Consider the following 14,469-nt stretch of genomic DNA (forward strand, 5'->3'; position numbering starts at 1 on the left):
ATTAAGCAACTTATTTTTCTATTACTACAGGTAAACGCAAGGAGTACAAAAATGGCAGTTTTTAACGGAACATTTGGTAATGATTTTCTAATTGGTTCACTGGACGCAGACAGCATTTTAGGATTCTCAGGTTATGACCAAATCTTTGGTTGGGAAGGTGACGATCTCGTTTTTGGTAACGAAGATTCAGACACCCTTCACGGTAATCAAGGACAAGACACCATATATGGAGGTAAAGGAGATGACCTAATACAGGGAGGTCGAGACAATGACCAACTTTTTGGCGAAATAGGAAATGACACTATTTTTGGCGATAGAGGCAATGACACAGTTTTTGGCGGTGATGGCGACGACCTCTTGTTTGGCGATCGATCGGAATTTGATTTAACCGGAAATGGCGACAATTTATTGTTTGGTGGATCGGGTAACGATACAATTTTTGGTCAAGGTGGCAACGATCGACTTTTCGGTAATCAAGATAACGATATTATTAACGGTAATCAAGGCGAAGATACACTTTATGCTGGTCAAGGCGAAGATACACTTTATGGTGGTCAAGACAACGATCGACTATTTGGCGATCTTGGTAACGATCTCCTTTTTGGTGACTTGGGTGCTGATACCATTACAGGCGGCGATGGCAATGATATCTTTGTGATTGGTAGACGGGATGATGTTCCCGGTTTTCTCACCACTGGCGGGTTAAATATTTCTGATGCTGACTATTTTACAGACTTTAAAAAAGGTGAAGATTTAATTCAATTAATCGGAAATCTCAGCTTTGCAGAATTAAATATTTTTGCAGGCAGCGATATTTATGCAGATCATACAATTATTCAAGACAAAGGTACAGGCGAGTATTTAGCAATCCTCAAAGGTGTTGACAGCAATACCCTAACTAGTCAAGATTTCCTGTTTACTTCATCACCAACACCAGTCAACAAAGCACCCACTGACATAGGTTTGTCTAATAATGGAGTGGCGGAAAACAGCGCTAACAGCGCATTTATCGGCACTTTTTCTGTTACCGATCCAGATGCGGGAGATACCCACACATATTCGCTATTAGATAATGCTGGAGGTCGTTTTGCGATCGATGGCGATCGCTTAATTGTGGCAAATGGATCTTTACTAGATTTTGAGGCAAGTTCTAACCATCAAATCTCTGTGCGCGTTACTGATGCCGGAGGTTTATCATTTGAGAAAGTTTTGGCGATCGCACTTAGCAACGTTAACGAAGTTCCAACTATTAGTGCAATACCCAACCAAACAACCAACGAAAATACAGCAACAAATGCCATAAGTTTCACTATTGGCGACGCAGAAACCGCAGCAGATTCCTTAACAATTACTGCTAGTTCCTCTAATCCCAGTTTAATTCCTGATGGGAATATTGTTTTTGCAGGTAGTGGTGCTAATCGTACCGTAACGATTACTCCAGCAAACAATCAATTTGGTACGGCACAAATTACTCTTAATGTTAGCGACGGAACTAATATCACCAAACAAACATTTGATTTAACGGTAAATTCGGTAAATGCTCCGCCAACTATTAGTGCAATTTCCCCGCAAACAACCAACGAAAATACAGCCACAAATGCCATAAGTTTCACCATTGGTGACGCAGAAACCGCAGCAGATTCCTTAACAATTACTGCTAGTTCCTCAAATCCCAGCTTGATTCCTGATGGCAATATTGTTTTTGCAGGTAGTGGTGCAAATCGTACTGTAACGATTACTCCGGCAAACAATCAATTTGGTACGGCACAAATTACTCTTAATGTTAGCGATGGAACTAATATCACCAAACAAACATTTGATTTAACGGTAAATTCGGTAAATGATGCACCAACTATTAGTGCCATATCCAACCAAACAACCAACGAAAATACAGCAACAAATGCCATAAGTTTCACTATTGGCGACGCAGAAACCGCAGCAGATTCATTAACTCTTACTGCTAATTCTTCTAATCCCAGCTTGATTCCTGACGGTAATATTGTTTTTGCAGGTACTGGTGCTAATCGAACGGTAACAATTACTCCGGCAAACAATCAATTTGGTACGGCACAAATTACTCTTAATGTTAGCGACGGAACTAATATTACCAAACAAACATTTGATTTAACGGTAAATTCGGTAAATGATCCGCCGACAATCAGCGAAATCGCCAATCAAATTACCAAAGGTAGTCAATCGACAGATGCGATCGCCTTTACAATTAGTGACACAGAAACTCCAGCTGGATCTCTCACGCTAACAGGTAGTTCCTCAAATCCCAACTTAGTACCTGATGGAAATATTGTTTTTGGTGGTGCTAATGGCGATCGCACAGTCACCATTACTCCAGCTAAAGGTCAATTTGGCACTACCACAATTACCGTCAACGTCAGCGATGGTACAGCCACCACCAGCGAAACCTTTGATGTGATCGTACCAGGTGCCGACCTGGAACTGACCACAACTGGCAGCAAAACCCCGACTCCCGACGGCAACCAAATTACCTACACCGTCACCTTAGCCAACAATGGCCCTGACGCTGCCAATAACATCCAGGTAAAAGACATCTTTCCCGCAGGTTTCACCCAGGTCAGCATCAATCCTAGTGTAGGCAGCTACGATTCTGGATCGGGAATTTGGAGTTTGCCAAATTTGGGAAGCGGGTCTAACGCCACCCTCACTTTTTCTGGGAAAATCGGTAATCTTCCGCCTGATGCGGTATTAACTAACGCAGCAGAAGTAATTGCCGTCGATGAAGCTGACCCCGATTCTACACCAGGTAATAACGTCCTAACTGAAGACGACCAAGACGAGGTACAACTCACTGTAGAAGCTGACTTAATGCTGAAAACGGAAGTCAGCAAAAATCCCACTCCCGACGGTAACGAGATTACTTACACCGTCACCCTGACCAATGATGGTGCCGATACAGCAACCAACATTGTCATTGGCAATCAGTTGCCACCGGATTTTAATCCTACTGGGAATGCCAGTGTAGGCAACTACGACGCTAACTCTAAATTCTGGAGTTTACCGAGTTTAGCTAAAGGCAATTCTGCCGTTTTAACTCTCACTGGGTTAGTGGGTCAAGTGCCGCCGAATTTCCCCTTAACTTTGCGATCGCAAGTTCAGGAAGCTAGCCAATTCGACCCCGACTCGACTCCCGGCAACGGCAACACCACCGAGGACGACTATAGCGAAGCTACCACTACATTATCTGCTGACTTGGAGTTGGATACTCAAGTCACGAAAACTCCCACACCCTTCAGTAACGACTTAACTTATACCGTCACCCTGACCAATAAAGGTACCGACACCGCTACCAATGTGGTGGTCAAGAACGAATTGCTCTACAATTTCACGGTCAAAACCAATACTACCAGTGTGGGCAGTTTCGATCCCGGTCTAAAACTCTGGGGTTTGCCGAGTTTGGCTCCGGGTAGTTCTGCAACTCTGACTTTTGGCGGCACGGTGGGTGCATTTTTTCCGCCCGGACAACCTTTGCGTCAGATTTCCGAAGTGCGGGAGGTGTGGCAACAAGACCCTGACTCGACACCGAATAACGGTGCCCCTGCTGAGGATGATATCAAGGAAACCATTGTTAACTTGCAAGCTGACTTGGAGTTGGATACTCAAGTCACGAAAACTCCCACACCCTTCAGTAACGACTTAACTTATACCGTCACCCTGACCAATAAAGGTACCGACACCGCTACCAATGTGGTGGTCAAGAACGAATTGCTCTACAATTTCACGGTCAAAACCAATACTACCAGTGTGGGCAGTTTCGATCCCGGTCTAAAACTCTGGGGTTTGCCGAGTTTGGCTCCGGGTAGTTCTGCAACTCTGACTTTTGGCGGCACGGTGGGTGCCTTTGTTCCGCCTGGACAACCTTTGCGTCAGATTTCCGAAGTGCGGGAAGTGTGGCAACAAGACCCTGACTCGACACCGAATAACGGTGCCCCTGCTGAGGATGATATCAAGGAAACCATTGTTAACTTGCAAGCTGACTTGGAGTTGGATACTCAAGTCACGAAAACTCCCACACCCTTCAGTAACGACTTAACTTATACCGTCACCCTGACCAATAAAGGTACCGACACCGCTACCAATGTGGTGGTCAAGAACGAATTGCTCTACAATTTCACGGTCAAAACCAATACTACCAGTGTGGGCAGTTTCGATCCCGGTCTAAAACTCTGGGGTTTGCCGAGTTTGGCTCCGGGTAGTTCTGCAACTCTGACTTTTGGCGGCACGGTGGGTGCCTTTGTTCCGCCTGGACAACCTTTGCGTCAGATTTCCGAAGTGCGGGAAGTGTGGCAACAAGACCCTGACTCGACACCGAATAACGGTGCCCCTGCTGAGGATGATATCAAGGAAACGATCGTTAACTTGCAAGCTGATTTGGCGGTAGATACGATCGCCAATACTACCACTGCTAACGTCGGCGACACCGTAAGTTTTACCGTTACCTTGACTAACAACGGTACTGACACCGCTACTAACATAGCAGTTAATAATGTCATCCCCAGTAACTTAACAGGTGTGACAGTTAATCCCAGTACAGGTACTTACGATAGTGGTTCTAGTGCCTGGAACGTTTCCGCATTAGCTCCAGGGAATAGCGTTACATTAACCTTACAGGGTACGATCGCATCTGCTGCATCAGGTACCACTCTTTCCCACTCGGTAAATGTGACTGCTAGCTCCCAAGCTGACCCACAAACCACTAACAACAGCGATAATGCCACAATTAATGTCACGGCTTTACCCACAGATGCAACTGTTACCCTGTCCGTTAACCCAGCAAAAGCGGTTGAAGGTGGTAGTGACACGCTGGTGTACACCTTTACCCGCGACACTAGCATCAATGCACCTTTGTCCAATGCCTTAACAGTCAATTTTAATGTCGGGGGGGCGGCTGTTGTGAGTGATGATTACACTCAAACTGGTGCATCTTCGTTTTCTGCTACTGCGGGTCAGGTGACGTTCGCCGCAGGTTCTAATACTGCTACGGTAACGCTAACTCCGATTCTTGATGCGATCGCTATAGAAGAAGATGAAACTGTAGATTTGACTGTAGTTGCAGGAACGGGTTATGTTTCCGGTACCCCCGGCGCAATCAGTTCTACCATTGTCAATTCCGGTGATACCTTCACTCAAAATTCGATCGCTTTCCGCGCCGGACTTGAGGTGGACACCGCAACAGTAGCGGGTGGTGCGCCCGGAGATGGGGGATTTGCCATAAACGGTTCTACATTTGGTAATAATGGCACTAACCGGAATAATGCGATTCGCAATCTCCTCTCAAGTGCGGGTTCTGATGCTAGCAGCAGCCTTAATGCTGATGGTTTGACTCGTGGTGGTGTGAAGCTGTCATGGAATGGATTTTACCTTACCGATCGACCCGGTAACGATTTTGTGCTGGCTGAAAATGGTAATTTGGGTAGACCGGAATACTTTGTTGTCCGAGTCAAGCCAGTTGGTGATGTACTGACAAACTTTTTCTACAAACCAGCTACAGAAGCTGTGCAAAACAGTTCGTTTGCTGATTTCTTAACTGCTTTTGACTTATCTGGCGATTTTGGCTTAACTGCGGGTACAAAAGTTGAGTACATTGAAGTTTGGAATCTCATGGAGAGTGATAGATTTGGCTCTAGTGGTACTGGTTTTGTTGGTAGTGGTTCTACTCCAGCAACCCCTGGTTCACTTGACTTCGACGGTACGATCGAGAGTGGGCAAAATGGGCAATACGATGCTGATCTTTCCTATGTTTGGGCTGTTAATCCTAGTAATTTAACGGCAATGTAACTGCTGTTTCAATACTGCTCGGTTAAGTATTTTTGCCTTGTAGGGGCGTTCGCGTAGCGTGCCCCTACCCAAAACCCAAGCAGTATTGACCTCTGTTTTAGTTTCGGCTAGCTACAAAACTTTGATATTTTGTATCTAGATTCTTCAAAACTCTATATTTTCCCCCAACTCTCGCAACCTTTGGGCTAATCTTTCCGCCCGTTGGCGTTCTTGTTGGGCCCGTTGGCGTTCTTGTTGGGCCTGTTCTTGGGACCACAATAGTAACTCACCTTGGGCATTCCACCACCTTAACCAATAACCTGTTCTCCCTTCGTGAGTTCCTTCCCAAACTCCCAAAAATAAGTCTAATCCTGGAATCAAATAACGCCCTGTTTCATCAGGTGTTTGCAAGCGATAAGATTCCGACTCTAACTGATAAACTTCTAACCTTCCTGTATCAGGGCGAAAAATCACGTAGCGGGGAACTTTAATCACCTTTTCATAAAAAAACCATTTTCCCACACCCTCGGTAAACTCCACCGAGTATTCTTCGCCATAAGTTGCGGAAAGAAACTCCATCACTACTTGGGGAACTACGCCTTCTGTGTGCGGAGTGTAGCTGCGGCGAGGTTGAGTTGATTGCCAAGATTGTACCGGACGCACATACATCCAGTCAGGTGCTTTGCAAATTGTTCGTCCTTGAATCGCTGCACATAAGGCAAAATTAGAAACAATTAGTGCGTCTTGCAACAGTTCGGGAACAGCTGTCAAAGGTTGACGTAAAGCAGCAGCTAAAAGAGGTTGGTCTGTATTTTCCACTGGATCGTCGGGTAGAGGAAAATCTTCTGGTAGTTTGGGCCAAGTAATTGATAATTGAGAGGCGGGTATTTGAGTAATCATAATCTAAAGTGAGGATGGGATTCGCACGCTTTCAAATTAACAAACCTCCTATTTATTCGTTAGTATTTGCGGGTGTTTCTTGGGTTGGTGGGGTGTCTTGGGGAGTTAGCGATCGCCAAACTCCAAGCCCAATGAAACCGAACACTACTATAATTCCTAAAGTTGTCAACACTGTTAACCAACTACTCTGTCTCACGGGTTGCACATCAACTATTTCCCCTGCTTCTGGTTGAGTAGCTTGTGAATACAATAATGCTTTAGAAGCTTCGGTTAGTTCCGATTCTACTGGATATGGAGTAGTTGGTGTTTCCGCTTCTAATTTTCTCGGTTCAAATAACACAGGTGGTTCGGGAGAAAGTAAACAACGGGTGAGTACTACTGAAGTGTTATCATGCCCATTTTTTTCATTAGCTAGGTCGATCCAAGATTGCACCGCTGCTTCTAAAGTCATCTTATTTTTTAAGACAGGTTTAGCAAATTCCTGCCAAGATTGTTCTACTGTATTGCGATCGCTCAACCCATCAGAACATAACAATAAAATCCCATCTTCTTCTAAAATAAATCGCCCAATCGACGGGCGCAAAATTTGTGCTTCTCGTGTTCCTAATGCTTGAGTTAAAGCACCGCCATCAACTCGCCGCAATGCTTCCCGGTAAAGACTGCGCCCTAAACGTACTTCCCTAGTTGCGACATCATCATCTATGGTTAATTGCTGACAATAATCAGCAGTAATCCAGTAAACTCGGCTATCTCCAACACTGGCAATATAAAGTTCGTGAGCATTTTCTAAAACAGTGCCATCTGATTGAGTAATCTTTTGCGGTATTTGCAATCCCATGACTAAAGTTGTTCCCATTCTTTGGCGCATTTCTCGCCCTTGGGAATCATTTTGTTTAGCAATTAGGTCATTTACTACGCGAATAATTGCGGTAATTTGTTCGCTGATAATATTCGGGGGAACGATTTCTGTTTGTTGGGCAATTTCAATTAATAATGCTCTAACTTGTAATTTTAGGGTTTGCAATGCCATTAAACTGGCAACTTCGCCACCTTCATGCCCACCAATTCCATCACAAACTAAGGTAAAATTAGGAATTAATAAGTCGTTAGGTGATTCAGTCATTGATTGCAAATCTGCTTGTGTCGGATAACAAGAATCTTCGTTGCTAGAACGCATTGGCCCTTGGTCTGTACCACCAGCTACTTGTAATCTTAGGGGAAGTTCGGCGGCTTTTTCTAACAATAACTGATTTAATTCTAAAGAAATTTCATCTAAAGATTTCTGCCCTTCGCCAAGTTGTTGCCAAATTTGTTGCAGGCGGTCTAAAACTGAAGGATGAGCGCCAGCAATCCATTCTAACCAACAATCAGAAAAAGCTGCTAAACTTGGTTGTGCATTGCTGGGATCTGTGCGATCGCTAAACAGTTGCAACAGTCTAACTCGCCAGCCTTGGACTCGGATATTTTCAGGAATTAATAAACTTGATGCTACTCCCAATTCTGCTAGTGGTGCCCACAGTTGGAGAATTTGCCACAGCCAATAGACTTGTCTGACTGCCTTTGTCTGATGCCATTGATCTACAATAGCAGGGTAGAGATTGCCTTCAGGATCGATCGGCACATTTTCTAACAAGATCGCTTCTGCGGAGTTTGGTTCCTCGCTTAAAACAGCTACACCATAAACTTCTGGAATATGGAGACGCTGGGGAAATAAGCGCAGATAAGGAATGATTTCTTCTGGTAATTCTTGAGGAACGTAGGGCGGTGCTTCTGGTTGCGTATCCAGCCAAATTTGCGGTGCAATTACTTGATACCTATCCTGTATTAGCACTTCTGGGGGAATTTGCGCTGATGCTGGGTCAGATGCCCAAAGATAGCGATTCATCGACGGCTCGGAACTATTCATAGAACTTCATTAATAAAATAGATTTAGATATTAAATCAGAGTGTATCTCAAAAAGTTACATTTTCTTACGAAAAGGCAATAAATAAAGCGTTGTAGTCAACAAATCTTTGGAATTTTTTCCATTCTATCTGCCCCTGAGAAGAAATAGTTCATGTTAACTATAGAAGTACAGCCAATGAATATCAATATGCTTTTGGATGATTTATTAGTGAGTTTAGTTCCCAGCAGCAACTACTCACTACCAACTACCGAGTATCATTCGCTGATGGGATTAATGGCAACGGTAGCATTATCCTTCACCATCAGTCCGACTTTACTGTGGTTATTGTTTGGCGCAGCGCTGTGTTTGGTGGAATTCGTTTTACCCACAGCTTATACTGCGGTGATTATGGGAATAGCGGCGATGATAGTAGCTGCTATTACGCCCTTGATGCGGGAGCCTTTATTACAGGTTATACTCTGGTTACTGCTTTCGGTGGCTTTATTTTTGCTTTTCCGTCGCTTGGCACCAAAACGGAAAACCTCAGCAATTAGGGATGCGGTAGAAGCGCAAACAATCAGTGAAATTTTGCCCGGAAAAACAGGAAGAGTTTTATACGAAGGGAATTCGTGGCGGGCGCGTTGTAGTGATGAAACAAGAGCGATCGCACCTAATGAAAAAGTTTACGTGATCGGCAGGGAAGGCACAACTTTAATTGTCTTACCCGATAAATTGTAAAACAACAAATTAAGAGACAACAAAGAGGATAAAAATATGGAATCTTTTTTTGCTTTCATCATATTTCTAGTTTTAGGTGGTTCGGCGGTTTCGAGTACCGTTAAGGTGATTAATCAAGGGAATGAAGCTTTAGTAGAATCTTGGGGTAGATATAATGGGAAGAAATTACAACCCGGTTTAAATTTTGTGGTTCCGGTGGTCGATCGCATTGTTTATAAAGCTACCATTCGGGAAAGAGTTTTAGACATTCCCCCCCAACAATGTATTACCCGCGATAACGTTTCAATCACTGCGGATGCTGTAGTTTATTGGCGGATTTTGGATTTGGAGAAAGCTTACTACAAAGTAGAAAATCTCCAATCAGCTATGGTGAATTTAGTGCTGACGCAGATTCGATCGGAAATGGGCAAATTAGAATTAGATGAAACCTTTACTGCCCGTTCCCAAATTAATGAAATCCTCTTACGAGATTTAGATGAAGCTACCGATCCTTGGGGAGTTAAAGTAACGAGGGTAGAATTGCGAGATATTGTTCCTTCCAGAGCAGTCCAAGAATCAATGGAATTGCAAATGTCTGCGGAACGGAAAAAACGGGCAGCAATTCTGACTTCTGAAGGGGAAAGAGAAGCTGCAATTAATTCTGCCAGAGGTAGAGCCGAAGCGCAAGTTTTAGATGCAGAAGCTCGACAAAAAGCTGCTATTTTAGATGCAGAAGCCCAACAAAAAACCATTGTTTTGAAAGCTCAAGCGGAACGTCAACAACAAGTTTTAAAAGCCCAAGCTACGGCAGAAGCTTTGCAAATTATCAGCAAGATTTTGCAAACTGATCCTAATGCGAAAGAAGCTTTGCAATATTTGATTGCCCAAAATTATCTAGAAATGGGAACAAAAATTGGCAGCAGCGATAGCAGCAAGGTAATGTTTATGGACCCCCGCAGTATTCCCGCTTCTTTAGAAGGAATGAAAGCAATTGTGGGAGATGTGAAAAATGGGGAAGTAACGCGAGGTTAATAATCTAAAACCAGGATTTATGGATTTACATGATAATCAGGATTATTTAAAAAATTTGTGGTAAATCTGTAAATCCTAGTCAAACTCTCCCAGTCCCCAGTCCCTAGTCCCTAGTCCCCAAGAAGGAGGTGAAATTTAAATGTTTGCTGTTGTGACACCAGAGAAAATTCATTTGCCTCCAGGGGCAATTTTACGATTACCTGGGAGTTGGGAAGATTATCAGAAATTGGTTGAGCAGTTGGGCGATCGATCCATCCCCCGCATCAAATATCGACCCGGAGAAATTCTGCTAATGTCACCTTTACCTATTCATGGACGTGAAGCGAATATAATCGCAGATGTAGTTAAAGTTTTGCTAGATCATTTAGAAAGAGACTACGAAGCATTTACTCCAATTACAATGGATTTGCCGGAAATAAGAGGGATAGAGCCAGATTACTGTTTTTATATTGATAATTGGGCGGCTGTTGCAGGTAAACCTCGGATTAATTGGGGTGTCGATCCCTCTCCTGATTTAGTAATAGAAATAGATGTCACTACTTACACCGATGTAAATGATTATTTGCCTTACAAAGTACCAGAAGTTTGGATATATAAAAGAAAAGGTTTGGTAATTTATAACTATCGGGAAGAAGGCTATGAAGTGGTGAATAACAGCCGCTATTTTCCCACGATGAATATATCAGAAATTTTGGTAGAGTGTTTTCGGGTGGCTGGCGATCGCAATACCAGCACAGCCATCCGCGAGTTGCGGCAAAAATTAGTGAGTGCAAAATAAGCTACTACCAACTAATATAGTAAAGGAATTTATGATGATTTTTATGTCAATCTTCTTAAATGCTGCTACAATCAATCTCCGCGCCCCCTCTTCCCCCTGTTAATCATCTGTAGCAAATTTAAGGATAAACAACGATGGAAACCGAGGATCAATACCCTGAATATTTATTTTCAGCTAAGACTTTTGAAATTTTAGAAGAATGTGCAACTCTACGAGAACCAAGTTTAAGCAGATATTTATCTCAGATTGACGTAGAGCAATATTTACTATCTAAATACAAGGTCATTTTATCAAAAATTCATGTGGAATTAAAAGACTATTTCATAAAATTTCATGGAAAGGGAACTGTGTCTTGGTCACGCAATTTTCTGGAGTCAAAATTCCGACTTGACAATCCGAGAAATGATGAAATCTTTATTCAGGTGTCTCATTCCTTAGAGTTACCAAGAAAGTCAGAAAATTCTTTGCGATTATTTATTTCAATATGGAAGGATTTTCTAGAATTTGGTATCTATGGAGCTTCGGCAAACACAAAGATATTTTTTGACAACTGTGAAGAATATAAAGAAGAATTAATCAAAAATTTCCAGCGAGAATTGGAAAAAGAAACCAAAATGGTTTATGGATTTTGGAATACAGTTGGTCAATCTCGTTACACTTGGGAAGATTTGCTCAAGCAACCTAGAAAAATTGGTGAATCTGTAGATGAATTTAATGGAGTTAGCAGTTTCCTTTATGCAGCTATACATATTAATAAGCAGGAAACTATAAGACTGTCTGCCGATGAGTTGAGTAATCAAATAGCTAAAACTTTTAAACTGCTATTTCCCTTAGCTCTGCTGGCTATTTATGACGATCCAATACCAGCGCTTCACCAATACATTTATATAAACAGAAAATACCCATTGGCGGAACTAGCCGAGCATACTAGTTATGAAGAATTTGAACTAGAACGCTATATAAGAGCTATTGAACGCAAGAAGCAAGCAATTTTCTATGGCGCACCTGGAACTGGGAAAACTTTTATGGCTGAAAAACTAGCCGCTCACTTAATCGGTGAGAATGACGGTTTTTCAGAAATTGTGCAATTCCATCCAGCTTATTCATACGAGGACTTTATACAAGGGATTCGTCCACAAAGTAAAGAGGGAAAATTAAGCTATTCAATGGTGCCTGGTAGATTCCGAGAATTTTGTCAAAAAGCCAAATCTCGTAAAGGTATTTGTGTATTGATTATTGATGAAATTAACCGCGCAAATTTAGCTCAAGTATTTGGTGAATTGATGTATCTGTTAGAATACCGAGATAAAGAAATTCCTCTGGCTGGCGGTAACAGTTTTAGCATTCCTTCCAATGTCCGAATTATTGGTACAATGAACACAGCCGATCGCTCGATCGCACTTGTCGATCACGCCTTACGTCGCCGCTTCGCATTCATCGAAATTCGCCCCAATTATAATGTACTGAGGAGATATCATGAAAACAAAAATACAGGCTTTCCAGTGCAAGGCTTGATTAACGTTTTGAAAGACTTGAATTTGGCGATCGCCGATAAAAATTATCAACTCGGTATCTCTTTCTTTTTAACAGAAAGACTAGCTGAATATATTGAAGAAATCTGGAAAATGGAAATCGAACCTTATCTAGAAGAGTATTTTTTCGACAGATTGGAAACTGTAGATGAGTTTCGTTGGGATAACATTAAGCGGCAGGTGTATCTATGAGTCCATTACAATATATCGAGTTAACTGAATACAGTTCGAGAAAGTTTGAAATAACTGAAGTTGAATATGCGATCGCAGAAAGTTTGTGGCGCAATTATGAGCAACAAATTACTGTAAATTTCCCCTCACCCAAAACTGGCGGCAAGTGGCAATTGGAAGCTAAAGGATGGGTAGGACATATCATAATAAACCGAAATTTTCACCTTTCTCTGTTGCCAAAAGTCCCGTTAGTTAATCTTTTCGGAATGTTAGAGTATGCTTACAAACTCAAGAGTTTTCGCTTTTTTCAAGGAGTAATTAAAAGCGAATCTCTTGAAGAATTTTATAATCATCTTGCATATATTTTAGCCCAACGAATTCTCGATCGATGTCGCGAAGGATTCTATCGCGCTTATATGCCAAAAACAGCTAATCTCCCTTGTGTTCGCGGTTGTATAGATATGTGCCAAGCTGTCCAAAAATCTTGGCAAGTAAAGCTAAAATGTCATTATCAAGAACACACCGCTGATATTGAAGAAAACCAGATTCTCGCTTGGACACTTTTTATAATTCTTCGTAGCGGTTTAGCAGAAGAAAAACAGTTAGTAAAATTGCGACAAGCATATCGCACCTTACAAGGATTGGTAACACTAAAACCATTTAAACCAGAAGATTGTATCAGGCGAAATTATCATCGCCTCAATGAAGATTATCAACCATTACACGCTCTTTGCCGCTTCTTTTTAGAGAATACAGAGCCAACTCATGAAAAAGGCGATCGCACTATGCTACCCTTTCTAATTGACATGGCACAACTCTATGAAATCTTCGTCGTTGAATGGCTAAAAGAAAACCTGCCATCTAACCTTTGTCTAAAATTTCAGGAACGGATAAATATCGTCAATAATATAACATTTATCCCAGACATCGTTCTTTACGAAATTTCAACAGGAAAAGCCCGCTACATCCTCAATATCAAATACAAAACTCCCACTTCGCCAGCATCCGACGATCTCGCACAAGTTATCGCACAGGCTGTTTCTAAAGAATGCCAAGAAGTAATTTTAGTTTATCCCAATCCCCTCAACAACCCCTTAGATAAATTTATTGGAAACATCCGAGTTCGTAACTTAACTTTCTCCCTCAATGGCAACCTTGAAGAAGCTGGTACAACATTTTTACAGAACTTATTTTCTTGATTCTTCCAAAGGTTTGAGCAAAGAGAATATTGCTGATATTTTAGTAGAATAATTATTAATCAATCCTACGCTTTCTCGGTGTGATTGATAACGACCTTATGTGGTAAAGGACTTTCTCCATTGCGGAATTTTTCAAATAACTCAAAAAACTTCTCTAAAGCATCTCTTTCATCTGCTGAATAAAAGAGAATAATACTATCCCATCCGTGAGATGAAGTAATATTATATCTTTCTTGTATCCATTCTTGAAAATTATCGAATTCGCATTCTTGTTTTGTTCTAGGCAAACCTAGTTCCATTCGCGCTTGGCTATATCCTATTAGTAACATATTAAGACGAGTAATTGAACGCTTACCTAAATACATACCAGGTCTTTCCTTAATTCTTTCCAGCAAGTTATACAAATATTCCGTTTTTACATCCAGTTTGCTTTGAGTAACTTCTATTGTCATAAATTCTTCCTT

9 protein-coding genes are annotated in these 14,469 nt (G+C 42.0%); 6 read left to right on the plus strand and 3 right to left on the minus strand.

The features are described from left to right. Positions 1-51: 51 nt before the first annotated feature. Positions 52-5,811 carry an Ig-like domain-containing protein gene (locus ACE1CI_RS06310; RefSeq protein WP_496615276.1) on the plus strand — a complete coding sequence of 1,920 codons (5,760 nt, stop codon included), beginning with the start codon at positions 52-54 and terminating at the stop codon, positions 5,809-5,811. 144 nt (positions 5,812-5,955) lie between these two features. Here the strand turns inward: ACE1CI_RS06310 and ACE1CI_RS06315 are convergent, their stop codons facing one another. Both ACE1CI_RS06315 and ACE1CI_RS06320 read right to left on the minus strand, forming a co-directional pair. Continuing rightward, positions 5,956-6,690: a Uma2 family endonuclease gene (locus tag ACE1CI_RS06315; protein WP_413263762.1), complete on the minus strand. Its 735-nt coding sequence runs from the start codon at positions 6,688-6,690 to the stop codon at positions 5,956-5,958. Positions 6,691-6,742: 52 nt separating this feature from the next. After that, positions 6,743-8,596, minus strand: coding sequence for a serine/threonine-protein phosphatase (locus tag ACE1CI_RS06320; RefSeq protein ID WP_413263763.1), 1,854 nt, complete (start codon positions 8,594-8,596; stop codon positions 6,743-6,745). A 151-nt stretch (positions 8,597-8,747) separates the two neighbouring features. On the opposite strand from ACE1CI_RS06320, the gene ACE1CI_RS06325 reads away from it, so the two are divergent. From ACE1CI_RS06325 to ACE1CI_RS06345, 5 genes are all read left to right on the plus strand, one after another. Beyond that, positions 8,748-9,314, plus strand: coding sequence for an NfeD family protein (locus ACE1CI_RS06325; protein ID WP_413263764.1), 567 nt, complete (start codon positions 8,748-8,750; stop codon positions 9,312-9,314). A 36-nt stretch (positions 9,315-9,350) separates the two neighbouring features. Further along, the gene (locus ACE1CI_RS06330) at positions 9,351-10,325 is read left to right on the plus strand and encodes an SPFH domain-containing protein (RefSeq protein ID WP_413263765.1); all 975 of its coding nucleotides are present in this window, start codon (positions 9,351-9,353) and stop codon (positions 10,323-10,325) included. Between the two features lie 139 nt (positions 10,326-10,464). After that, positions 10,465-11,103 carry a Uma2 family endonuclease gene (locus tag ACE1CI_RS06335; RefSeq protein WP_413263766.1) on the plus strand — a complete coding sequence of 213 codons (639 nt, stop codon included), beginning with the start codon at positions 10,465-10,467 and terminating at the stop codon, positions 11,101-11,103. A gap of 134 nt (positions 11,104-11,237) precedes the next feature. Then, positions 11,238-12,827, plus strand: a complete 1,590-nt coding sequence (locus tag ACE1CI_RS06340) for an McrB family protein (protein WP_413263767.1) — start codon at positions 11,238-11,240, stop codon at positions 12,825-12,827. Then, positions 12,824-14,005 carry an McrC family protein gene (locus ACE1CI_RS06345; protein ID WP_413263768.1) on the plus strand — a complete coding sequence of 394 codons (1,182 nt, stop codon included), beginning with the start codon at positions 12,824-12,826 and terminating at the stop codon, positions 14,003-14,005. The genes ACE1CI_RS06340 and ACE1CI_RS06345 overlap by 4 nt, the downstream gene beginning before the upstream one ends. A gap of 65 nt (positions 14,006-14,070) precedes the next feature. Here the strand turns inward: ACE1CI_RS06345 and ACE1CI_RS06350 are convergent, their stop codons facing one another. Further along, a complete protein-coding gene (locus tag ACE1CI_RS06350; protein WP_413263769.1) occupies positions 14,071-14,457 on the minus strand; it encodes a hypothetical protein in 387 nt (128 codons plus the stop codon). Between the last annotated feature and the right edge of the window lie 12 nt (positions 14,458-14,469).

The organism is Floridaenema flaviceps BLCC-F50 (genome assembly GCF_041929275.2).
Lineage (GTDB): Bacteria > Cyanobacteriota > Cyanobacteriia > Cyanobacteriales > Aerosakkonemataceae > Floridanema > Floridanema flaviceps.